This is a genomic window from Paraburkholderia sejongensis, from assembly GCF_020880815.1.
GTDB classification, from domain to species: domain Bacteria; phylum Pseudomonadota; class Gammaproteobacteria; order Burkholderiales; family Burkholderiaceae; genus Paraburkholderia; species Paraburkholderia sejongensis.
Window position 1 is genome coordinate 50094 of sequence record NZ_JAJITD010000018.1, and the last position, 20502, is coordinate 70595.

A 20502-nucleotide genomic window follows, 5' to 3' on the forward strand; every position below is an offset into this window, starting at 1 on the left:
GGCCTCGCAACCGGACGCGCGCTGGGTTGATGAAAGGGGCGGCAATGGATACGGTACCCAACGGAAACGTCGAACAGAAATTTCAGGAAATGCTGGCGAAGCTCACCGCGACGCCGGCCTGGTCCGAGAAGCAGCAACTCGAGCTGGAGATGGCGCGCGATATCTCGACCGAAATGCTGCGGCTCGCCGAGGTAATGCGCGACGGCAACGTCGACCTCGAAACCTGCCTCACGATGCTCAAGTACGCGAAAGTGCTCGACTTCGTGATGACCACGCTCGCGTCGCGGCGCGATATCAAACCGCAAACGTTGCGGGTGATCTTCAAGCTTGCCGGGCTGAAGGTCGACGAAGCGTATCCGGGTTAGCGAACCTTGCCCGCGCACCCGAACAAACGGGCGGCCTCGCGCCGCCCGTCCCGCACTCCTGCCTACCCCTGCGATCCTTCACGCGCGCGGCGACTCGACCGGCGGCGTCCCTTCATGGAACAGTGTCTGCAGCTGCGCGCGCAACTCGGGCGAGTCCGCATGCTTGTGGACGCTGACGGCATGCTGAACCGCGGCTTCCAGCAGTTCGCTGTCGGTATCGGCCGATAGCGCGACGCTGCAGTTCGTTTCGCTCGGAAACTCGCGGCAATCGATGTATTTGCGGGTCATGGCAATCTCCTCGACTCAGACGATCGACCCTTCCACCGATTCAAATTCGCACGACACCCGGCCGCCCGCGAGCGAGCGAGAGAGCACGCGCCGCTGCGGCTGCGTAGGGTGATCGAAGGCGGGATTTGACGCGGGAAGCGACGCGGGCAGGCGTCCGATGAAGGGTGTTCGAAAAGTATAGTTCGCGCACGTGGCGAGTGAAGCGGCGCGCCGGCTAAGCAGCGCCGCGGTGCGCGACGGAATCGAGTAGTTTCCGGCCGGGCGGCAGGTGGCAAACGCCGTGACGGCTGGCCCGCTTCGCCCGGACGAATTCGGGTCCGGGTCCGGGGCTAGGTCCAGGCCAGGTCCGAAGCACGTTTGCCCGGTGCCGCGCGCGGTGTGACAATAACGCCCTTCGCGCCGCCGGCCTGTCCGGCAGTCCGGCGCGCCGCCCTGTTTTTCCGTTCGTCCGTTTATCCGCACAGCCCGATGCCCTCCTCGCTCGATTCCGCCCGCGTCGCCCTCATCGGCGGCGGCCCCGCCGGCTTGATGGCCGCCGAGACGCTCGCCCGGCACGGCGTGCAAGTGCACGTGTACGACGCGATGCCTTCGGTCGGCCGCAAATTTCTGATGGCCGGCAAGGGCGGGATGAACATCACACATTCGGAGCCCATCGAGCCGTTTCTCGATCGCTACGGCGCGCGCCGCGAGCGGATCGCGCCGCTGCTCGACGTGTTCGGCCCCGACGCGCTGCGCGGATGGCTCGGCGAACTCGGCGTCGAGACCTTCGTCGGCAGCTCCGGCCGGGTGTTTCCGTCCGACATGAAGGCTGCGCCGATGCTGCGCGCGTGGCTGCATCGGCTGCGCGAAGCGGGGGTGCAGTTCCACATGCGTCACAAGTGGACCGGCTGGGCGGCGGCCGCCGGCGACGCGGCCACAGACTCGTTGTCGTTGTGCTTTGCGACGCCCGCCGGCGACGTAACGCTAGATTGCGACGCGGTCGTATTCGCGCTCGGCGGCGCCAGCTGGCCGCGCCTCGGCTCCGACGCCACATGGGTGCCGCTGATGGCCGCGCGCGGCGTGCCCGTGGAGCCGCTGCGGCCCGCGAACTGCGGCTTCGACGCGGACTGGAGCCCTTATCTGCGCGAGCGTTTCGCGGGCCAGCCAATCAAGCCTGTCGCGCTTTCGCTCACCGATGTAGACGAAAAAGTCCACAATCGACAAGGTGAAATACTTCTGACCGAAACCGGCCTCGAAGGGAGTCTGATGTACGCGTTATCGGCGCCGATCCGCGAGCGGATTCTGGCCGACGGCGCGGTCACGATCACGCTGGACCTCGCGCCGGGCTTGACGCTGGAGCGCGTCGTCGATGAAGTGACGCGGCCGCGCGGCTCGCGTTCGATCGCGAGTCATCTGCATGGGCGGATCGGGATCGGCGGGGTCAAGCTGGCGTTGCTGCACGAGATCGTGCCGAAGGACGCGTTCGCGGACGCGAACCGCCTCGCGCATGCGATCAAGGCGCTGCCCGTGCGGCTGCTGCGCCCGCGGCCGATCGAAGAAGCGATCAGCACCGCCGGCGGCATTGCGTTCGAGGCGCTCGACGGCAGTCTGATGATCGAGCGGCTGCCCGGCGCGTTTTGCGCGGGCGAGATGCTCGATTGGGAAGCGCCGACCGGCGGCTATCTGCTGACCGCGTGTTTTGCCAGCGGGGTGGTCGCGGGGCGCGGGGTGTGTGCGTATCTGGAAACGCGGGTGGCTGGGGGTTGACGCGCCGCCATGCGCCGCTGAGACGAAATCCTCACGGGGCCGACATGGCCCGACTCATTGCCCCGTTCAGCGCGCCTTCAACCGCCACAACGACGTCACCTCCGCGGCGCGAGCCGTATGCAGCGGATCGTTCTGATCGCTCGCCTTCGGATGACGCGGACGAATATCCTCACGTCCCGCGACGCTCAGGCCGGCGTTCTCGATCGCCGCAAGCAGCCACTCACGGGTGCGCAGCCCAAGGTGCTCGGCGAAATCCGAAATGATCAGCCAACCCTCGCCGTCCGTCGTCAGATGGTCCGCGAGACCGTTCAGGAAACCCAGCAACATGCGGCTATCCGGGTCGTAGACCGCGTATTCGAGCGGCGACGCGGGCCGCGCCGGCACCCAAGGCGGATTGCAGACGACGAGCGGCGCGCGCCCTGCCGGAAACAGATCCTGCTGCACGAGCTCGACCTGCCCGCTATAACCGAGCCGCGCGAGATTCTCGCGCGCGCATTCGAGGGCGCGCGGATCCTGATCGGTCGCGACTATTTTCTGCACGCCGCGTTTGGCCAGCAGCGCGGCCAGCACGCCGGTGCCGGTGCCGATATCGAATGCCAGTTCGAGCGACGGCAGCGGTGTACGCGCGACCAGATCGACATACTCGCCCCGCACCGGCGAAAACACGCCGTAGTGCGGATGGATGCGCTCGCCGAGCGCCTCGATTTCGACACCCTTCTTGCGCCACTCGTGCGCGCCGATCAATCCGAGCAACTCGCGCAGCGACACCACCGACGCTTCGCCGCTCGCGGGCCCATACGCTTCGATGCAGGCTTGGCGCACATCTGGCGCGCGACGCAGCGCAATGCCGTAATCGCCGTCGAGCGGAATCAGGATCATGCCGAGCGTGCGGGCGCGCTGCGATTGCGCCTGGCGATGCAGGTTGAACGCATCGAGCGGCGTCGCGCCCTGCTTGCGCGGTTTGCGTTCGAGCCGTCGCGTGACGGCCTGCAGCAATTGCCGCGCATTGTGGAAGTCGCCGCGCCACAGCAGCGCGGTGCCTTCGCAGGCAAGGCGGTAAGCCGAATCGGCGGTGGTGCGATCGTCAGCGACGACGACGCGCTTCGGCGGCGGCACGGCCGCTTCGGAACGCCAGCGCGCGCTGCGCGGGCCGTCGGCTTCGGGCCAGGTGAGGGTTGCGGGGCTGGTCATGGTGAGATCGGGTGGAGGTTGCGTCGCCGGCGACAAGGGCCGCGACAGCGGTGCGGCAGGCCCACCGGCCGGATAGCCGGAGAGCCGCGCTGAGCGACGCCCGAATGGTACCGCACCGGCGCCGCGCGAATTCATCGCGATGCGCGTCATGGCAGGCCGCTGTGGTGCGAGGTTTGCGCGCTAAATTGAGACTAAAACGTCTACAAAAGACAAGGTGAAAGAGATATCGTGATTATTTGCCCTTTCTGCCACTCACCCAGGTTTACTGATGTGTCGTCTTTCATGATGTAAAAAAGTTGGCCAAACCGTAAATAGACAAAAATATCCATAAAAGACAAGGTGAACGAGATAGCGTGATCTTTGCTCCATTGCGACGCTCACCTCGCCTGGGTGAGGCCGCCCAGCAAGGCTTTCGCACCGATCACCACTCTCGCCGCCATGTGTAAAAACAAAAAAAGCGCCGTCGAATTTCGACGGCGCTTCGCATCGGGCGTTGCTGCCTGACCGGTGCAGGCGAGCCGAATCGGCAGCGCGACGCGTCAGCCGCCGGCCGCGAAAAATCGCGCCGGAAGCCGGAAAGAAGAAAACCCCGCGAGACTTTCGTCTCGCGGGGTTTTCAGGGTGATGCTGGTGCCGGCTGCAGGACTCGAACCCGCCACCTCATGATTACAAGTCAAGCGCTCTACCTGATGAGCTAAGCCGGCATGAGGCCGTGATTCTACTTCATTTCACGATCTTAAGGCGAGCCCGGCCGCCGCCTTTCGAGCCGTCGTCGTCGGGCTGCGGCTTGTCCGCCGTTTCGCTGGCGGCGGTCGCGGCCGGATCGGCCGGCACGCTCTCGAGCGCGCGCGGCGGCGCCGGCGTGTCGGCTTCGTCGGTTGCATCAGCGCCCGAATCGCGCGCCTCGCCGCCCGCCGATTCGACCGGGAACGCCATCCCCTGGCCGTTTTCGCGCGCGTAGATCGCCAGAATGTTGGCGACCGGCACTTCGATCTTGTGCGACTTGCCCGAGAAACGCGCGTTGAACTCGATCCACTCGTTGCCCATCTGCAACTGGCTGGTCGCCTCGAAGCTGATGTTGAGCACGATCTCGTTGTCGCGCACGAACTGGCGCGGCACGCGCGTCTGATTGTCGACGCGAACCGCGATGTGCGGGGTGTAGCCGTTATCCGTGCACCACTCGTAGAGCGCGCGCAGCAAATAAGGCTTGGTGGAAATCTCTTGCATCAACAGTCCTCTCGCGGGCGCGGACGCGCATCACACCGATGCGGCGCCCGCGCGCCAAAGCCAAATCAACGACGCATCACCTTTTCCGACGGCGTCAGCGCTTCGATATAAGCCGGGCGGCTGAAGATACGCTCGGCGTACTTCATCAGCGGCGCCGCGTTCTTCGACAGTTCGATGCCGTAGTGATCCAGACGCCACAGCAGCGGCGCGATCGCGACGTCGAGCATTGAGAACTCTTCGCCAAGCATGTACTTGTTCTTCAGGAAGATCGGCGCGAGTTGCGTGAGGCGGTCGCGGATCGCGAGGCGAGCCTTCTCGTGATTCTTCTCGGCGGCCTTGCCCTTCTCGTTTTCGAGCGTGCCGACGTGCACGAACAGCTCTTTCTCGAAGTTCAGCAGGAACAGGCGCGCGCGCGCGCGCTGCACCGGGTCGGCCGGCATCAGCTGCGGGTGCGGGAAGCGTTCGTCGATGTACTCGTTGATGATGTTCGATTCGTACAGAATCAGGTCCCGTTCGACGAGGATCGGCACCTGACCGTACGGATTCATCACGGCGATGTCTTCCGGCTTGTTGAACAGGTCGACGTCGCGGATCTCGAAGTCCATGCCCTTTTCGAACAACACCAGGCGGCAACGCTGGGAGAACGGGCAAGTAGTGCCGGAATACAGAACCATCATGTTTACATTTCCTCAAAAAGCTGAAGGGCCAGCGCGCGGAAAAACCGTTCAGCAGGTCTTTCCTGGCGCCGGCCCCACGCCGTGGTGCGGCGTGATTATTTGATATGTTTCCAGTACGCGGCGTTCAGTCGCCAGGCGAAAAAGCTCAGGATACCGAGGAACAGCAGCACCCACACGCCGAGTTGCTTGCGGGTTTGCTGGGTCGGCTCGGACATCCACGACAGGTACGACACGAGGTCGGCCACAGCAGAATCATAATCTACCGGCGACATCGTCCCCGCAGTCACCTGCTGGAAACCGAGGAATTTGTGGACCTTTTCGCCGGTTTTTTCGTCGATTTCCTCGCCGAACTTCGCGGTACGCTGCCCCTGAAGCTGCCACAGCACGTGAGGCATGCCCACGTTTTCGTACACCAGATTGTTCCAGCCGGTCGGCCGCGTATCGTCGCGATAGAAAGTGCGCAGGTACGTGTACAGCCAGTCCGTGCCGCGCGCCCGCGCTTCCACCGACAGATCCGGCGGGGTCGCGCCGAACCACGCTTTCGCGTCGTCAGGGCGCATCGCGACGGTCATCGTGTTGCCGATTTTGTCGGTGGTGAACAGCAGATTCGACTGGATCGACCCCGGCGTAATGCCGAGATCGGTCAGCCGGCTATAGCGCATCAGGTTCGCGCTGTGGCAATTCAGGCAGTAGTTTACAAACAATTGCGCGCCATGCTGCAAAGAAGCGAAATTGTTGGTGTTGTCCGGCGCGCGGTCGAGCGGGAAACCCTCCTGCGCATGAACCGGCGCGGCCAGCAGAGCGCACACCGTCGCGCCGATCAGCGCGCACATCGAAAGCAGTTTTTTCATCTTCGTGTTCTCCTGGCTCGCGATTAGTGAGGCTTGAACCGCACCCGTTCCGGCGGCTGCTTGAACGTGCCAAGCCGCGTCCAGAAGGGCATGCCGAGGAAAAACGCGAAGTAGATCAGCGCGCAGATCTGCGCGATCAGCGTCGCCGACGGCGACGGTGGCCGCGTGCCGAGGAAGCCGAGCGTCAGGAACGCCAGCACGAAGATCCCGTAGAACACCTTGTGGAAGAACGGCCGGTAGCGGATCGACCGGACCGGCGAGCGGTCGAGCCACGGCAGGAAGAACAGCGAGATCACCGCAGTGCCCATCACCACCACGCCCCAGAACTTCGACTCGGTGAACGCCATCGCCAGAATCACCAGCACCGCGAGTACCGGCAGGCCGACCTTCCACTTGCCGCGCGCACGCACCAGTGCAAGCAGGCCGAGCAACGCGATCACGATCATCAGCACGATCTTGAACGGATCGGTGGTCGCGCGCAGCATCGCATAAAAGGCGGTGAAGTACCAGACCGGCGCAATTTCTGGCGGCGTCTGCAGCGGGTTAGCGGGCACGAAGTTGTTCGCTTCGAGGAAGTAGCCGCCCATTTCCGGTGCGAAGAAGATGATCGCCGCAAAGATCAGCAGGAACACCGTCACGCCCATGAAGTCGTGCACCGAGTAGAACGGGTGGAACGGGATGCCGTCGAGCGGCTTGCCGTCCGGGCCTTTCTTCGCCTTGATCTCGATGCCGTCCGGATTATTCGAGCCGACTTCGTGCAGCGCGACCAGGTGCGCGATCACGAGACCGACCAGCACCAGCGGAATCGCGATCACGTGAAACGCGAAGAAGCGGTTCAGCGTGACGTCGGACACAACATAGTCACCGCGAATCCACAGCGACAGGTCCGGCCCGATGAACGGGATCGCCGAGAACAGGTTCACGATCACCTGCGCGCCCCAGAACGACATCTGCCCCCACGGCAGCAGGTAGCCGAAGAACGCCTCGGCCATCAGGCACAGGAAAATCAGGCAGCCGAAAATCCACACCAGCTCGCGCGGCTTGCGATACGAGCCGTACATAAGCCCGCGGAACATGTGCAGATACACGACGACGAAAAACATCGACGCGCCGGTCGAGTGCATGTAGCGGATCAGCCAGCCCCACGGCACCTCGCGCATGATGTACTCGACCGACGCGAACGCGAGCGTCGCATCGGGCTTGTAGTTCATCGTGAGAAAAATGCCGGTGACGATCTGGTTGACCAGCACCAGTAACGCAAGCGAACCGAAGAAGTACCAGAAGTTGAAATTCTTCGGCGCGTAGTACTCGGACACGTGCTTCTTCCACGTGGCCGTCATCGGGAAGCGCTGATCGATCCAGCCCGCCAGCCCGGTCGTCTCTACTTCGTGTTCGCTCGCCATTACGCTTCTCCTTTCTCGTCTTTCCCGATCACGAGGGCCGTCGGCGACGTGAACATGAAGCGCGGAATATCGAGGTTTTGCGGGGCGGGTTTGTTCTTGAAGACGCGACCGGCCATGTCGTAGGTCGAACCGTGACACGGACACAGAAAGCCGCCGGGCCAGTTGTCCGGCAGATTGGGTTGCGGGCCTTCCTGGAAGCGCGGCGTCGGCGTGCAGCCGAGATGCGTGCAAACGGCGACCGCGACCAGCAAATGCTTGTTCTCGGCGCGGGAACGGAATTCGTTGTTGCAGTATTCCGGCAGCGGCATCGAGAAGGGATTCTTGCTGTGGGGATCCGCGAGTTCGTTGTCCGCCTTCTGGACATCGGCAAGCATTCTGTCCGTGCGGTTGATGATCCACACCGGCTTGCCGCGCCACGCGACCGTCATCATGTCGCCGGGCTTCAAACCGCTGATATCGACTTCGACCGGGGCGCCTGCCGCCTTCGCCTTCTCGGATGGTGCAAACGAACTAACAAAGGGTACGACAACGGCAACACCTCCTATGCCGCCTGCTACGGTCGTCGCTACCAGCCAGTTACGGCGGCTGCCATCGACGCGCTGCTCTTCTTTGTCTCGCATCACACGCCCCACTTCTGAGTTGGATTTTTCCTTCACGTCGCTTCTACCGCCGCTAGTTTGCTCGAATGGAGTCGCCATTTACAAGGGCCGATTGCCAAAAACCGTGCGAAGCCCTTGATAACTCAGGGTTTGTCCGTAGCCGACCGCAAACTTTTTCGCACCTTCTTTTAAGTGTTTTCTACGCTATTCGTGCGTTTTTCTGCGTTAATGCAATGCGCAATTCAAACCGGATTAGGAATATCGATAAAGAGGTGTTCGATATCGAACGATTCGGACAGATGTTTGCCGACCGCCTGCACGCCGAAGCGCTCGGTCGCGTGATGGCCGGCCGCCAGAAAGGCGACGCCGCTTTCCGCCGCCGTGTGCATCACCGACTCCGACACTTCGCCGGTCACGTAGACGTCGGCGCCCGCGTTGATCGCCGCGTCGAACATCCCCTGCGCGGCGCCGGTGCACCAGCCGACCCGGCGGATGTGCCGGTCCGGGTCGCCGAATACCAGCGGCTCGCGGCCGAGCGTGTGCGCGATCTCCGCGCTCAGGTGTGACAGCGTGATCGGCATCGGCATCGTCGCGAGCCAGCCGAGGTCGTTTTCGCCGAAACGCGCGTCGCTGATCCAGCCCATCTTCGCGCCGATCTGCGCGTTGTTGCCGAACTCGGGATGATCGTCGAGCGGCAGGTGATAGGCGAACAGGTTCAGATCGTTGGCGAGCAGCAGCTTCAGACGCGCGTGTTTGCGGCCGGTGATCTGCGGCGCCTCGTTGCGCCAGAAGTAGCCGTGATGAACCAGCACGGCATCCGCGCCCCAGTCGAGCGCGGCTTCGAGAAACGCCACCGACGCGGTCACGCCGGTCGCCAGCTTGTTGATCCTGCGTCGCCCTTCGACCTGTAGTCCGTTCGGGCAATAGTCCTTGAAGCGCGCGGTTTCAAGGAGATTGTTCAAGTACAATTCAAGTTCAATCCGATCCATATAAACCTCTTGTCTTCAGATGCTTAGACGCTTCTGGCTGTTATTTGCCCAAGCGGTGACTGTGCTGTTGGCGCTGATGTTCATCATTGCGACGCTCAAACCGCAGTGGCTTCAGCGTCAAGGACAGTTCGGCAGGCAGCTTGCCGAACCGATCGTCGCACTGCGGGAAGTGGCGCCTGGCATCAGCAACGGCCATGCCGAAGCGTCCTATGCGGACGCGGCGCAAAAGGCCATGCCCGCGGTCGTCAACGTGTTCTCCAGCAAGGACGGCTCATTGCCTCCGGACCCACGCGCGAAAGACCCGCTGTTCCGCTACTTCTTCGGCGACCGGAACAACAATCGCAAGCAGCAGGAGCAGCCCGCCTCGAATCTCGGCTCAGGCGTGATAGTGAGTTCGGAAGGTTACATTCTAACGAACCAGCACGTGGTGGACGGCGCCGATCAGATCGAAGTCGCGCTCGCCGACGGCCGCACCACCAGCGCGAAGGTGATCGGCATCGATCCCGAAACCGACCTCGCCGTGCTGAAGGTCAACCTCACCCATCTGCCCACTATTACGCTCGGCCGCGTGGAGCAGGCGCACGTCGGCGACGTGGTGCTCGCGATCGGCAATCCATTTGGGGTCGGCCAGACCGTGACGATGGGGATCGTCAGCGCGCTCGGGCGCAACCACCTCGGCATCAACACGTTCGAGAACTTCATCCAGACCGACGCGGCGATCAATCCGGGCAACTCGGGTGGCGCACTGGTCGACGTGAACGGCAACCTGCTCGGCATCAACACCGCGATCTATTCGCGCTCGGGCGGCTCGCTCGGGATCGGCTTCGCGATTCCGGTGTCGACCGCGCGCAGCGTGCTGGAGAGCATCATCACGACCGGCTCGGTCACGCGCGGCTGGATCGGCGTCGAGCCGCAGGACGTGACGCCGGAAATCGCCGAGTCGTTCGGGCTCGAGCAGAAGTCCGGCGCGATCGTCGCGGGCGTGTTGAAGAGCGGCCCCGCGGATCGCGCGGGCATCAAGCCCGGCGACATCCTGATGAGCGTGAACGGCCAGGACATCACCGACACCACGCGCCTTCTGAACGTGATCGCGCAGATCAAGCCGGGCACCGCAGCCAAAGTTCATCTGGTGCGCAAGGGCCGGCAGATCGACCTGGACGTGACGATCGGCAAGCGCCCGCCGCCGCCGAAGCAGGCGGAAGACGATAACGGCGGCGACCAGCCGGACGACGAAGGCGGTTGATCGCCGGGCGCAACGGCTTATAAGCGCGGCGCAAAGTTACCGCCAGGTATTTGCGCCGCGACAACCCGCAACGAAAAAGGGCAGTCCGCGATGGACTGCCCTTTTCATATGCGCATCAGCTTCTACCCGCTCGCCTCCGTTTAGCCGGGCGGCGGACTCGCATCTTCGACCACCGGCGGCCGCTTGCCGACAAACAGACGCGCCGCGATGATCCCCGCCTCGTACAGAATGACCAGCGGCACCGCGAGAATCAGTTGCGAGAACACGTCCGGCGGCGTCACCACGGCCGAAATCACGAACGCGCCGACGATCACGTACGGCCGGATCTCCTTGAGCTTCTTCAACGTGACGACGTTCATCCGCACCAGCAGCACGACGACGATCGGCACCTCGAAGGTCACGCCGAACGCGATGAACATGGTCAGCACGAAGCTCAGGTAATTGTCGATATCGGTGGTCATCTCCGCGCCGAGCGGCGCATTGTAATGCGCCATCACGCGGAAGATGGTCGGAAACACAACGAAGTACGCAAACGCCATCCCGCACAGGAACAGCGTGTAGCTGCTCGCGACCAGCGGCACCACGAGTTTCTTTTCGTGCTGATACAGCCCGGGCGCGACGAACGCCCAGATCTGGTACAGCACGATCGGCAGCGCGATCACGAACGCGACCAGCATGGTGACCTTCATCGGCACAAAGAACGAGCCGGTGACGTCGGTGACGATCATCTTGCCGTCCTTCGGCAGGTTCATCATCAGCGGCCGCGCCAGCAGCCTGAAGATGTCCGGCGCCCAGTACACGAGCCCGATGAACACGACGATCACCGCGAGACCGGCGCGGATGATGCGGTCACGCAATTCGACGAGGTGGGAAATGAAGGTCTCTTCAGCGCCTTCGTTCTGGGATTGCTGGGGGTCGCTCACACCGGCCCTCGGTTAGAGATTGTCGTTCTGCGCATCAGAAGAACCGCGTCGGCCGACGCAGGTTGGCGGGCGTGTGCCGCGCGACGCGCGCGGCGCCCGACTGCACGCGGGTGCGACGCCGGCTCGCGCGCTTGTACCACGTCGGCGTGGCGCTCTGCTTGACGCGCCAGTTCTTGCGTTTGGCCGTGGCGGCCGGCGTGCCGACCGGCCACGACGAGCTGCCGGCGCTGCCGGCATCCTCGAGCGCGCCGCCGGCGATGCTCGGCGACACCGATGTGCCGCTGTTCCACGCGTCGTTCAGCTCGCTCTCGTGCTTGCGCAGATTATCGTGAACCGCCGTTTCGACATTGGTGGCGGCCTTCTCGAACTCGGTCTTCATGCGCTTGAGTTCGTCGAGTTCGATTTCGCGCGTGACTTCGGCCTTCACGTCGTTGATATAGCGCTGCGCGCGGCCGAACAGCGCGCCGGCCGTGCGAGCCACGCGCGGCAGCCGCTCGGGTCCGAGAACGACAAGCGCGACGACGCCGATCAGCGCCATCTTGGTTAGACCGAGGTCCAGCATGAAATGGGATGTCCGTCAGTAACGCGGGAACGGCGCGAAGGGCCGTGGCTTAGCGGAAGTCGCTCGATTGCTGGGTCTTTTCCTTCGCTTCGACGTCGACCGCGCCGTTGCGCGGCAGTTCGCGCTGCTGCGACTCGCCGGCCGGCGTTTCGGCTTCCTTCATGCCTTCCTTGAAGCCCTTCACCGCGCCGCCCAGGTCGGTACCGATGTTGCGCAGCTTTTTCGTGCCGAACACGAGTGCGACGATCAGCAGAACGATCAACCAATGCCAAATGCTCAACGAACCCATGACTACTCTCCTTAACCCCGACACCGCGTGGCGATGCGGTTAATTTCGTGCGCCTTGCGGCGTAACCCGAAGCGCGCGCGCTTCGTCTCCATCGAATCTCTACGTTACCGCAGGCCGCCTCGCCTCGCTGGCGATCCGGTCACCGGCGACCCTTCGGTCATTGTGAGCGGGCAGCGCGTCGAGCTTATTACACTGCCGCAAAAACCACGGCTGCGCTATTGTCGCCGGCCAAAAACTCACGCGGTCCGCGCTGTTCACGCGATGCGCAGCCGACGAACCGCGTTGCCTCGCTCAGCCCATGCGCTGCCACGGGCGCGGTCCGGCGAGGATATGCGCATGCAGGTGATACACCTCCTGCCCGCCGCCAGGACCGGTATTGATTACCGTGCGAAAGCCGGTCTCGCCGCCGGTGTAGGCGACGCCCAACTGGGCGGCCAGCCGCGCGGTCAGAATTAACATTCTACCAAGCAGCGGTGCGTCGTCTTCGGTGGTGTTGGACAGTGTCGCGATGTGCTTGCGGGGAATCACCAGCACATGCGTTTCGGCCGCCGGGCGGATGTCGCGGAAGGCGACGAACTCGTCGTCTTCATGGACTTTGGTAGACGGAATTTCGCCGGCGGCAATCTTGCAGAAAAGGCAGTTTGGATCGTGACTCATCGTATTCCTGACGCGGTATGACTGAAGCGCGACGCCTCACGCGACGCGGGCCGGCTTGCGAGCCGGCCCGATCACGGCAGGCTGCGCGCTGCTCAGACCCAGCCGCGCGGGTTCGCGAACGGCTTGTTATCGTACAGATACAGCCAGCCTTTGATAATACGGTACAACATCCAGATGCTGACAGCCCACAGCACCGGAATGCCGATCAGCACGAGCAGCAGCAACGCGCCGATCGCGTAGCCGACGAGGCCCAGCCAGAACGTGCGAATCTGCCACTCGAAGTGCGCTTCGTACGGCGTGCCGACGACGTCCGGACGCTTGATGTAATTGATGATGATCGCGATCAGAATGGTCAGCCCACCGGTCAGCCAGTGGACTGCATAGAGCGCGTACAGCACGTGGGTCAGCGTGCGCAGGCTGCGCTCGCGTTCGGGCTCCAGTGCGTGGCGGTAGACCGGCGGCGGGTAGCTTTCTTGCGACTGTTCCATGCTAGCGTCCTCCCGAAGATGCGCTTGGGCGAAATATGGGTGCCGGCACGCCCGACTTCAACCGGCAACGCCGCGTTGCCAGCCACAGCGGCGCCGCGGCGCGGGTATTCAGTCGCCGTTCTGCTCGCGCTCGCGGCTCTTGCGCAGCGCCTTTTCCTCGAGACCCGATAGCCCTTCGCGGCGCTCCAGTTCGGCGAGCACGTCGGCCGGGCTCAGGTCGAAATGCGACAGCATCACGAGGCAGTGAAACCACAGGTCCGCGACCTCGCCGACCAGCGCCTTCGGCGCGCCGCCGTGGCGCGTGTCCTTTGCGGCCAGCACGACTTCGGTGGCTTCCTCGCCGATCTTCTTCAGGATCGCGTCGTCGCCCTTGTGGAACAGGCGAGATACGTACGACAGGTCCGGATCGCCGCCCTTGCGGCCGTCGATCACCGCCGCGAGGCGCAGCAGCGTATCGAGCGAGGATGCGGACGAAGCGTCGGACGAGGTGTGCGTGGTTTGCGTCATTTGTAGATATGTTCGGGGTCTTTCAGCACGGGATCGACGGCCTGCCAGTCGCCATCGTCCGCCGAGCCTTCGAATTTCTGGAAAAAGCACGAGTGGCGGCCGGTATGGCACGCGATGCCCGATACCTGCTCGACCTTCAGCAGCACGACGTCTTCGTCGCAATCGAGCCGCACTTCATGCACGTGCTGCACGTGGCCCGACTCTTCGCCCTTGAACCACAGGCGCTGGCGCGAGCGCGAGAAATACACCGCGCGGCCGGTTTCGACGGTTTTCGCCAACGCTTCGCGGTTCATCCACGCGAACATCAGCACGTCGTTGGTCGTCGCTTCCTGCGCGATCACCGGCACGAGGCCGTTCGTGTCCCACTTGACCTTGTCCAGCCAGTTCACTGCCGACGGATTCGTCACGTTACAACCTCACCGAAATGCCCTGGTCGGCCATGAAGCGCTTGGCCTCGCCGACCGTGTGTTCGCCGTAGTGGAAGATGCTCGCGGCGAGCACCGCGTCCGCGTGACCTTGCGTGATGCCGTCGGCCAGATGCTGCAGATTGCCAACGCCGCCCGACGCGATCACCGACACCGGCACCGCGTCCGACACCGCGCGCGTCAGCGCGAGGTCGAAGCCGCTCTTGGTGCCGTCGCGGTCCATGCTGGTCAGCAGGATTTCGCCCGCGCCGAGCTCGGCCATCTTGCGCGCCCATTCGACCGCGTCCAGGCCGGTCGCCTTGCGCCCGCCGTGCGTGAACACTTCCCAACGCGGCGCCTCGCCGTCGGCCGACACGCGCTTCGCGTCGATCGCGACGACGATGCACTGGGAGCCGTATTTGTCGGTCGCGTCCTTCACCAGCTGCGGATTGGCGACCGCCGACGAGTTCATGCTGATCTTGTCCGCGCCGGCATTCAGCAGGCGCCGCACGTCTTCGACCGCGCGCACGCCGCCGCCGACCGTCAGCGGAATGAACACCTGCGACGCGACCGCCTCGATGATCGGCAGAATCAGGTCGCGCTGATCGGACGTTGCGGTGATGTCGAGGAAGGTGAGCTCGTCGGCGCCCTGATCGTCGTAGCGGCGCGCGATTTCGACCGGATCCCCGGCGTCGCGCAGTTCGACGAAGTTGACGCCCTTCACCACGCGGCCCGCGGTGACGTCGAGACAGGGAATGATGCGTTTAGCTAGAGCCATGATCTTGCAATTTCGCCAATACCGCTGATGAGGCCGCTCGCCACGAGCAAGCGGCACGGTGCCGGCGCGACCGCGTGGGTCGCGCCGCGAGTGAGGTGTCGGCCGGGGCCGGCGAGACTCCGGACGCGGTGTCCGGCAACACACGCGGCGGTAAAACGCGCCGCGTGCCGGGACGGCAAGCCGGCCGCGACCGTTTAAGCGTCGTCCGATTCGCGCAGGCGATCCGCGAGCGTCTGCGCTTCCGCGAAGTCGAGGTCACCCGAGTAGATCGCGCGACCGCAGATCACGCCTTCGATGCCCTCGTCTTCGACTTCGCACAGCGACTCGATATCGGCCAGATTCGACAGACCGCCGCTCGCGATCACCGGAATCTTCACCGCGCGCGCGAGGCGCACGGTCGCTTCGATATTGATCCCTTGCAGCATCCCGTCGCGGCCGATGTCGGTATAGATGATCGACTCGCAGCCGTAGTCCTCGAACTTGCGCGCGAGGTCGGCGACTTCGTGACCGGTCAGCTTGCTCCAGCCGTCGGTCGCGACCTTGCCGTCCTTCGCATCGAGGCCGACGATGATGTGGCCGCCGAACGCGGTGCACGCGTCCTGCAGAAAGCCCGGGTTCTTCACCGCCGCGGTGCCGATGATCACGTACGACAGGCCGTCGTCGAGATAGCGCTCGATCGTGTTCAGGTCGCGGATGCCGCCGCCCAGTTGAACCGGAATCTGGCCGCCGACTTCGTCGATGATCGCGCGGATCGCGTCGCCGTTTTTCGGCTTGCCGGCAAACGCGCCATTCAGGTCGACGAGGTGCAGTCGACGCGCGCCGCGGTCGACCCAATGTCGGGCCATTGCCGCCGGTTCCTCGGAGAAAATCGTCGCCTGGTCCATGTCGCCCTGTTTGAGGCGTACACACTGACCATCTTTCAGGTCGATGGCGGGAATCAGCAGCATAGCAATCGGGTGTTGTCTGGGAGTGGGTTGAAGGTCGGCGGCAGCGGCTGGAAAGCCAGCCCGCCAGCACGCCGTTTCGCTAGTTTAGTACAAGTCTTTCGGCGCCCCCGCGGAGCGCCGGTCTGAAGCGGGACCGCGCTGGCGCGTTTGTGACGCGCGGCAACGGGATACGGAAAAGCGTTCACGGGTTCCAGTGCACGAAGTTGCGATACACGCGCAAACCGGCGTCGGCGCTCTTTTCCGGGTGGAATTGGGTGGCGAAGATGTTATCCCGCGCTACCGCCGAGGTAAAGGGCAGCCCGTAGACCGTTTCGCCCGCCGTGTGCGCGGCGTTCTCGGGCACCACGTAATAGCTGTGCACGAAGTAGAAGAACGCGTTGTCGGCGACGCCGTCCCACAGCGGATGCGGCTGCGCCTGGCGCACGCGGTTCCAGCCCATCTGCGGGACCTTGAAGCGCGAGCCGTCGTCCTGCACCTGGCCGTCGAGCTCGAAGCGCACCACCTTGCCGGGCAACAGACCCAGACCCGGCGTGTCGCCCTCAGCGCTCCAGTCGAACAGCATCTGCTCGCCGACGCACACGCCCATCAGCGGCTTGCTGCGCGACGCCTCGACCACCGCCTCCTGCAGGCCCGACGCGCCGAGACTGCGCATGCAGTCGGGCATTGCGCCCTGGCCGGGCAGCACCACGCGGTCGGCCGCGCGAATCGCTTCGGGACGATCGACGATCGCCACGTCGGCTTCCGGCGCGGCCTGGCGCAACGCCTGGGCAACCGAACGCAGGTTGCCCATTCCGTAATCCACAATCGCTATCGAAGTTTTCATTTCAGATTTGGCCGCGCGGCCCTCGCTCCATTTCATCGACACCGCCGCGCGGCATCGAACGGCACTTGCCGGCCGCGCGGAGGCTGGCCGATGGCTCGCTACGGATGAATGGAGTGAAAGTGCTCGCGGCGATGAAAGACGTTAGAGAGGCTGAGCAACAGGCTGATCAAACGGCCGATCAGAAGGCTGATTAAAGGCTGCCCTTGGTCGACGGAATCTGGCCGGCCGCGCGCTCGTCGAGTTCGCAGGCCATGCGCAGCGCGCGCCCGAATGCCTTGAACACGGTTTCGAGCTGATGGTGCGCGTTGATGCCGCGCAGGTTGTCGATATGCAGCGTCACGCCGGCATGATTCACGAAGCCGCGGAAAAATTCGATCGACAGGTCGACGTCGAACGTGCCGATGCGCGCGCGCGTGAACGGCACATGGAATTCGAGGCCCGGACGGCCGGAAAAATCGATCACGACGCGCGACAGCGCTTCGTCGAGCGGCACGTACGAATGACCGTAGCGGCGAATGCCCTTGCGATCGCCGATCGCCTTCGCGACCGCCATGCCGAGCGTGATGCCGGTGTCTTCGACCGTATGGTGGTCGTCGATGTGCAGGTCGCCATGCGCTTCGATCTCGAGGTCGAACAGCCCGTGGCGGGCGATCTGGTCGAGCATGTGGTCCAGAAACGGCACGCCGGTGGCCAGCTTCTGCTGACCGGTGCCGTCCAGGTTGATCTTCACACGGATCTGCGTTTCGCTGGTGTTGCGAACGACTTCCGCAAGGCGCATGGTAATTCCTCGAATCTGGCTAGAAAGCGCTAGTAGTGTGGGGTGGATAAACGGCGCGGCCGCTCAGTGCAGCACGAGCTTCAGGCCGGCCAGTAACTGGGCGTTTTCCTCGGGCGAACCGACGGTCAAACGCACGCAATTGGCCAGCAATGGGTGCATTTTACTCACGTTTTTGATCAGAACCCGCGCGGTCAGCAGGGTTTCGAACAGCGCGGCCGCGTCCGGCACGCGCACCAGCAGGAAGTTGCCGGCGCTCGGGAACACCTCGGCGCCGGGCAGCGAAGCCACCGCCTGCGCGAGTTTCGTGCGTTCTTCGCGCAATTGCGCGGCCTGCGCGTCGAGCACGCCGACGTGGTCGAGCAGGAAATCGGCGGCGGCCTGCGTCAGCACGTTGGTGTTGTACGGCGGCCTCACCTTGTCGAACTCGGTGAGCCACGCGGGCTTGCCGACCAGATACCCGAGGCGGATGCCGGCGAGCCCCAGCTTCGACACCGTGCGCATCACGACCACGTTGTCGAACTCGTCGGCGCGCGGCAGCCAGCTTTTCTGTGCGAACGGCTGATACGCCTCGTCGATGACGACGAGGCTGCGAGTCGCCGCGGCAATCACGCGCTCGATGTCGGCGTCGTCGAACAGCGTGCCGGTCGGGTTGTTCGGATACGCGAGATAGATGATCGCCGGCTCGTGCTCGGCGATCGCCGCGAGCATCGCGTCGATATCGAGCGTGAAGTCCGGCTTCAGCGGCACGCCGACGAACTCGAGGTTCGCGAACTTCGCCGACATCTGATACATGACGAAGCCCGGCACCGGTGCAAGCACCTTCGCGCCCGGCTTCGCGCACGCCACCGACAGGATGCTGATGATTTCGTCGGAACCGTTGCCGAGCAGCACGTCGCAGCCGGCCGGCACCTCCATCACGTGACGGATCCGCTCGATCAGCGCCTCCGGGCGCGGCGCCGGATAGCGGTTCAGCGCGACGCCGGCCAGCCGCTCGCCGAGATGCGCGGCCAGTTCCGGCGGCAGCGGGAACGGGTTTTCCATCGCGTCGAGCTTGATGAAGCCGGTCGCGTCCGGGACCGGATAGCTCGTCATCGCGAGCACGTCGCGGCGGATGATGTCTTGAGGTGTCGTCATAGGTTCGGGGGCCTGGCCCGGTGCAGTACGCCGGTCCGGCATCGGCGGCACAGGGCCGCGCTGGTTGGTCTCTATTGTCGTTAGCGAACGGGCGGGTGCCGTGTAAGCCCTGCAACGACTCGGTCCGGCGCAGTTCGCGTGCATCGATACGATGCACGCTGCTGCTCGCGGCATGCCGGCGGCTATCGAGCCGGCCCGGCTCGCGTCGCCGCTTCAGCTACCTGCGGCGCGTTCGCTGCCGGCCACATCAACCGCGATCGTTGTTGTTCTGCCGCATCCGGTACTCGGCGCTGCGCGCATGCGCCTGCAGCCCTTCGCCGTAAGCGAGTTCGGCGGCGATCTCGCCGAGCGTTTGCGCGCCTTCCGCGCTGACTTCGATCACGCTCGAACGCTTGAAGAAATCATAGACGCCGAGCGGCGACGAAAAACGCGCGGTACGCGACGTGGGCAACACGTGATTCGGACCCGCGCAGTAATCGCCGAGGCTCTCGCTGGTGTAGCGACCGAGGAAGATCGCGCCCGCGTGACGAATCTGCCGCGCCCACTGATGCGGCTCCAGCGCCGAGATTTCGAGGTGCTCGGGCGCGATGTCGTTGGCGATCGCGCAAGCCTCGGCCATGTCGCGCACCTTGATCAGCGCGCCGCGATTTTCGAGCGACGTGCGGATCACGTCTCGGCGCGGCATGGTCGGCAGCAGTTCGTCGATCGCTTCGTGCACGCGCGCGATGAACGCGTCGTCCGGGCACAGCAAAATGGACTGCGCGAGTTCGTCGTGCTCGGCCTGCGAGAACAGGTCCATCGCGACCCAGCGGGGGTCGGTGGTGCCGTCGCACAGCACCAGGATTTCCGACGGCCCGGCGATCATGTCGATGCCGACCGTGCCGAACACGCGACGCTTGGCCGACGCGACGTACGCATTGCCCGGACCGCAGATCTTGTCGACTGCGGGGATGCTCTGGGTGCCGTACGCGAGTGCGCCGACCGCCTGCGCGCCGCCGATCGTAAACACCCGGTCCACCCCGCCGATCAGCGCTGCGGCCAGCACCAGCGGATTTTTCACGCCGTCCGGCGTCGGCACCACCATCACGATTTCGCGCACACCGGCCACCCGCGCTGGAATCGCGTTCATCAGCACCGACGACGGATACGCGGCCTTGCCGCCCGGCACGTAGATACCCGCGCGATCGAGCGGCGTGACCTTCTGGCCGAGCACCGTGCCGTCCGCTTCGGTGTACTGCCAGCTATGGCTGCCGCATTCGATCTTCTGCTTCTCGTGGTAACCGCGCACGCGCGCGGCCGCCGCTTCGAGCGACGCGCGCCGCTTCGGCTCGAGGCTTTCGAGCGCCGCTTCGAGCTCGGCCATCGGCAGTTCGAGTTCGGCGATGCTCGACGCATTGATCCGGTCGAAGCGGTTCGTGTACTCGAGTACCGCGTCGTCGCCGCGCGCCTTCACGTCGTTCAGAATCTGCGCGACCGATCGCTCGATGGCTTCGTCTTCGCTCGCCTCGAACGCGAGCACCGCGTGCAGCGACTTGTGGAAGTCGGGAGCGGTGGAATCGAGTTTGCGAATCTTGGTAGACATACAGGTATCCGTTTCGGTAAGGCGCGCTTGAGCTGGTGGTCAGAGTGCCGT

24 protein-coding genes and 1 tRNA gene are annotated in these 20502 nt (G+C 64.2%); 3 read left to right on the plus strand and 22 right to left on the minus strand.

Translation table 11 applies throughout. From position 1 onward, the window contains the following. Positions 1–44 precede the first annotated feature (44 nt). Complete coding sequence (locus LJ656_RS27975; protein ID WP_075303167.1) at positions 45–365, plus strand: type II toxin-antitoxin system HicA family toxin; 321 nt, start codon at positions 45–47, stop codon at positions 363–365. A 78-nt stretch (positions 366–443) separates the two neighbouring features. On the opposite strand, the gene LJ656_RS27980 is transcribed toward LJ656_RS27975, so the two are convergent. Continuing rightward, complete coding sequence (locus LJ656_RS27980; protein WP_230512771.1) at positions 444–653, minus strand: DUF1059 domain-containing protein; 210 nt, start codon at positions 651–653, stop codon at positions 444–446. A gap of 468 nt (positions 654–1121) precedes the next feature. Between LJ656_RS27980 and LJ656_RS27985 the strand changes: the two genes are divergently transcribed. After that, positions 1122–2399, plus strand: a complete 1278-nt coding sequence (locus LJ656_RS27985; RefSeq protein WP_230512772.1) for a TIGR03862 family flavoprotein — start codon at positions 1122–1124, stop codon at positions 2397–2399. Positions 2400–2465: 66 nt separating this feature from the next. Here LJ656_RS27985 and LJ656_RS27990 read toward each other — a convergent pair whose 3' ends face one another. The 8 genes from LJ656_RS27990 to LJ656_RS28025 all read right to left on the minus strand — a co-directional run bounded on the left by LJ656_RS27990 (position 2466) and on the right by LJ656_RS28025 (position 9336). Then, positions 2466–3590 carry a methyltransferase gene (locus LJ656_RS27990; RefSeq protein WP_230512773.1) on the minus strand — a complete coding sequence of 375 codons (1125 nt, stop codon included), beginning with the start codon at positions 3588–3590 and terminating at the stop codon, positions 2466–2468. Positions 3591–4218: 628 nt separating this feature from the next. Further along, a tRNA-Thr gene (locus LJ656_RS27995) sits at positions 4219–4294 on the minus strand. A gap of 19 nt (positions 4295–4313) precedes the next feature. Further along, a complete protein-coding gene (locus LJ656_RS28000; RefSeq protein WP_230512774.1) occupies positions 4314–4817 on the minus strand; it encodes a ClpXP protease specificity-enhancing factor in 504 nt (167 codons plus the stop codon). Positions 4818–4882: 65 nt separating this feature from the next. After that, positions 4883–5494: a glutathione S-transferase N-terminal domain-containing protein gene (locus LJ656_RS28005; protein ID WP_006052302.1), complete on the minus strand. Its 612-nt coding sequence runs from the start codon at positions 5492–5494 to the stop codon at positions 4883–4885. 95 nt (positions 5495–5589) lie between these two features. Next, positions 5590–6345: a cytochrome c1 gene (locus tag LJ656_RS28010; RefSeq protein ID WP_230512775.1), complete on the minus strand. Its 756-nt coding sequence runs from the start codon at positions 6343–6345 to the stop codon at positions 5590–5592. 23 nt (positions 6346–6368) lie between these two features. Beyond that, positions 6369–7748 (minus strand): cytochrome b, encoded by a 1380-nt coding sequence (locus tag LJ656_RS28015; RefSeq protein WP_230512776.1) that lies wholly within the window; start codon positions 7746–7748, stop codon positions 6369–6371. Then, complete coding sequence (petA, locus tag LJ656_RS28020; protein WP_230512841.1) at positions 7748–8368, minus strand: ubiquinol-cytochrome c reductase iron-sulfur subunit; 621 nt, start codon at positions 8366–8368, stop codon at positions 7748–7750. Before petA ends, LJ656_RS28015 begins: the two co-directional genes overlap by 1 nt. Positions 8369–8589: 221 nt before the next feature. Next, positions 8590–9336 (minus strand): Nif3-like dinuclear metal center hexameric protein, encoded by a 747-nt coding sequence (locus tag LJ656_RS28025; RefSeq protein ID WP_230512777.1) that lies wholly within the window; start codon positions 9334–9336, stop codon positions 8590–8592. A gap of 19 nt (positions 9337–9355) precedes the next feature. Here LJ656_RS28025 and LJ656_RS28030 point away from each other — a divergent pair, with 19 nt between their 5' ends. Beyond that, on the plus strand, positions 9356–10579 hold the full coding sequence (locus LJ656_RS28030) for a Do family serine endopeptidase (RefSeq protein ID WP_230512778.1): 1224 nt from the start codon (positions 9356–9358) through the stop codon (positions 10577–10579). 140 nt (positions 10580–10719) lie between these two features. Here the strand turns inward: LJ656_RS28030 and tatC are convergent, their stop codons facing one another. The 13 genes from tatC to hisD all read right to left on the minus strand — a co-directional run bounded on the left by tatC (position 10720) and on the right by hisD (position 20451). Then, positions 10720–11502, minus strand: a complete 783-nt coding sequence (tatC, locus tag LJ656_RS28035; RefSeq protein WP_230512779.1) for a twin-arginine translocase subunit TatC — start codon at positions 11500–11502, stop codon at positions 10720–10722. A gap of 34 nt (positions 11503–11536) precedes the next feature. Beyond that, entirely contained in the window at positions 11537–12064 is a 528-nt protein-coding gene (gene tatB, locus LJ656_RS28040; protein WP_230512780.1) for a Sec-independent protein translocase protein TatB, read from the minus strand. Between the two features lie 49 nt (positions 12065–12113). Continuing rightward, positions 12114–12353, minus strand: coding sequence for a Sec-independent protein translocase subunit TatA (tatA, locus tag LJ656_RS28045; RefSeq protein WP_230512781.1), 240 nt, complete (start codon positions 12351–12353; stop codon positions 12114–12116). Between the two features lie 291 nt (positions 12354–12644). Then, a complete protein-coding gene (locus LJ656_RS28050; protein WP_230512782.1) occupies positions 12645–13010 on the minus strand; it encodes a histidine triad nucleotide-binding protein in 366 nt (121 codons plus the stop codon). Positions 13011–13102: 92 nt separating this feature from the next. Next, positions 13103–13498, minus strand: a complete 396-nt coding sequence (locus LJ656_RS28055) for a DUF4870 family protein (RefSeq protein ID WP_230512783.1) — start codon at positions 13496–13498, stop codon at positions 13103–13105. Between the two features lie 108 nt (positions 13499–13606). Next, a complete protein-coding gene (locus tag LJ656_RS28060; RefSeq protein WP_230512784.1) occupies positions 13607–14005 on the minus strand; it encodes a phosphoribosyl-ATP diphosphatase in 399 nt (132 codons plus the stop codon). Then, a complete protein-coding gene (gene hisI / locus LJ656_RS28065; protein ID WP_230512785.1) occupies positions 14002–14412 on the minus strand; it encodes a phosphoribosyl-AMP cyclohydrolase in 411 nt (136 codons plus the stop codon). Before hisI ends, LJ656_RS28060 begins: the two co-directional genes overlap by 4 nt. 1 nt (position 14413) lies before the next feature. Beyond that, the gene (hisF, locus tag LJ656_RS28070) at positions 14414–15187 is read right to left on the minus strand and encodes an imidazole glycerol phosphate synthase subunit HisF (RefSeq protein WP_075303206.1); all 774 of its coding nucleotides are present in this window, start codon (positions 15185–15187) and stop codon (positions 14414–14416) included. 194 nt (positions 15188–15381) lie between these two features. Next, positions 15382–16134, minus strand: coding sequence for a 1-(5-phosphoribosyl)-5-[(5-phosphoribosylamino)methylideneamino]imidazole-4-carboxamide isomerase (hisA, locus tag LJ656_RS28075; protein ID WP_230512786.1), 753 nt, complete (start codon positions 16132–16134; stop codon positions 15382–15384). Between the two features lie 181 nt (positions 16135–16315). Continuing rightward, positions 16316–16957, minus strand: coding sequence for an imidazole glycerol phosphate synthase subunit HisH (gene hisH / locus LJ656_RS28080; RefSeq protein ID WP_075303208.1), 642 nt, complete (start codon positions 16955–16957; stop codon positions 16316–16318). 190 nt (positions 16958–17147) lie between these two features. After that, the gene (gene hisB / locus LJ656_RS28085; RefSeq protein ID WP_230512787.1) at positions 17148–17735 is read right to left on the minus strand and encodes an imidazoleglycerol-phosphate dehydratase HisB; all 588 of its coding nucleotides are present in this window, start codon (positions 17733–17735) and stop codon (positions 17148–17150) included. A gap of 63 nt (positions 17736–17798) precedes the next feature. Further along, complete coding sequence (gene hisC / locus LJ656_RS28090; protein WP_230512788.1) at positions 17799–18869, minus strand: histidinol-phosphate transaminase; 1071 nt, start codon at positions 18867–18869, stop codon at positions 17799–17801. A 247-nt stretch (positions 18870–19116) separates the two neighbouring features. Further along, complete coding sequence (gene hisD, locus LJ656_RS28095) at positions 19117–20451, minus strand: histidinol dehydrogenase (RefSeq protein ID WP_230512789.1); 1335 nt, start codon at positions 20449–20451, stop codon at positions 19117–19119. Positions 20452–20502 lie beyond the last annotated feature (51 nt).

Bases quoted from the DNA above. Each gene is read 5' to 3' on its own strand.
- hisB (WP_230512787.1), bottom strand. From the start codon at position 17,735: ATGCGCCTTGCGGAAGTCGTTCGCAACACCAGCGAAACGCAGATCCGT.
- LJ656_RS27975 (WP_075303167.1), top strand. From the start codon at position 45: ATGGATACGGTACCCAACGGAAACGTCGAACAGAAATTTCAGGAAATG.
- LJ656_RS28050 (WP_230512782.1), bottom strand. From the start codon at position 13,010: ATGAGTCACGATCCAAACTGCCTTTTCTGCAAGATTGCCGCCGGCGAA.
- tatB (WP_230512780.1), bottom strand. From the start codon at position 12,064: ATGCTGGACCTCGGTCTAACCAAGATGGCGCTGATCGGCGTCGTCGCG.
- hisA (WP_230512786.1), bottom strand. From the start codon at position 16,134: ATGCTGCTGATTCCCGCCATCGACCTGAAAGATGGTCAGTGTGTACGC.
- LJ656_RS28060 (WP_230512784.1), bottom strand. From the start codon at position 14,005: ATGACGCAAACCACGCACACCTCGTCCGACGCTTCGTCCGCATCCTCG.
- hisH (WP_075303208.1), bottom strand. From the start codon at position 16,957: ATGAAAACTTCGATAGCGATTGTGGATTACGGAATGGGCAACCTGCGT.
- petA (WP_230512841.1), bottom strand. From the start codon at position 8,368: ATGCGAGACAAAGAAGAGCAGCGCGTCGATGGCAGCCGCCGTAACTGG.
- LJ656_RS28000 (WP_230512774.1), bottom strand. From the start codon at position 4,817: ATGCAAGAGATTTCCACCAAGCCTTATTTGCTGCGCGCGCTCTACGAG.
- hisD (WP_230512789.1), bottom strand. From the start codon at position 20,451: ATGTCTACCAAGATTCGCAAACTCGATTCCACCGCTCCCGACTTCCAC.
- LJ656_RS28055 (WP_230512783.1), bottom strand. From the start codon at position 13,498: ATGGAACAGTCGCAAGAAAGCTACCCGCCGCCGGTCTACCGCCACGCA.
- LJ656_RS28010 (WP_230512775.1), bottom strand. From the start codon at position 6,345: ATGAAAAAACTGCTTTCGATGTGCGCGCTGATCGGCGCGACGGTGTGC.
- LJ656_RS27990 (WP_230512773.1), bottom strand. From the start codon at position 3,590: ATGACCAGCCCCGCAACCCTCACCTGGCCCGAAGCCGACGGCCCGCGC.
- LJ656_RS28015 (WP_230512776.1), bottom strand. From the start codon at position 7,748: ATGGCGAGCGAACACGAAGTAGAGACGACCGGGCTGGCGGGCTGGATC.
- hisF (WP_075303206.1), bottom strand. From the start codon at position 15,187: ATGGCTCTAGCTAAACGCATCATTCCCTGTCTCGACGTCACCGCGGGC.
- LJ656_RS28030 (WP_230512778.1), top strand. From the start codon at position 9,356: ATGCTTAGACGCTTCTGGCTGTTATTTGCCCAAGCGGTGACTGTGCTG.
- LJ656_RS28005 (WP_006052302.1), bottom strand. From the start codon at position 5,494: ATGATGGTTCTGTATTCCGGCACTACTTGCCCGTTCTCCCAGCGTTGC.
- LJ656_RS28025 (WP_230512777.1), bottom strand. From the start codon at position 9,336: ATGGATCGGATTGAACTTGAATTGTACTTGAACAATCTCCTTGAAACC.
- LJ656_RS27980 (WP_230512771.1), bottom strand. From the start codon at position 653: ATGACCCGCAAATACATCGATTGCCGCGAGTTTCCGAGCGAAACGAAC.
- LJ656_RS27985 (WP_230512772.1), top strand. From the start codon at position 1,122: ATGCCCTCCTCGCTCGATTCCGCCCGCGTCGCCCTCATCGGCGGCGGC.
- tatA (WP_230512781.1), bottom strand. From the start codon at position 12,353: ATGGGTTCGTTGAGCATTTGGCATTGGTTGATCGTTCTGCTGATCGTC.
- hisC (WP_230512788.1), bottom strand. From the start codon at position 18,869: ATGACGACACCTCAAGACATCATCCGCCGCGACGTGCTCGCGATGACG.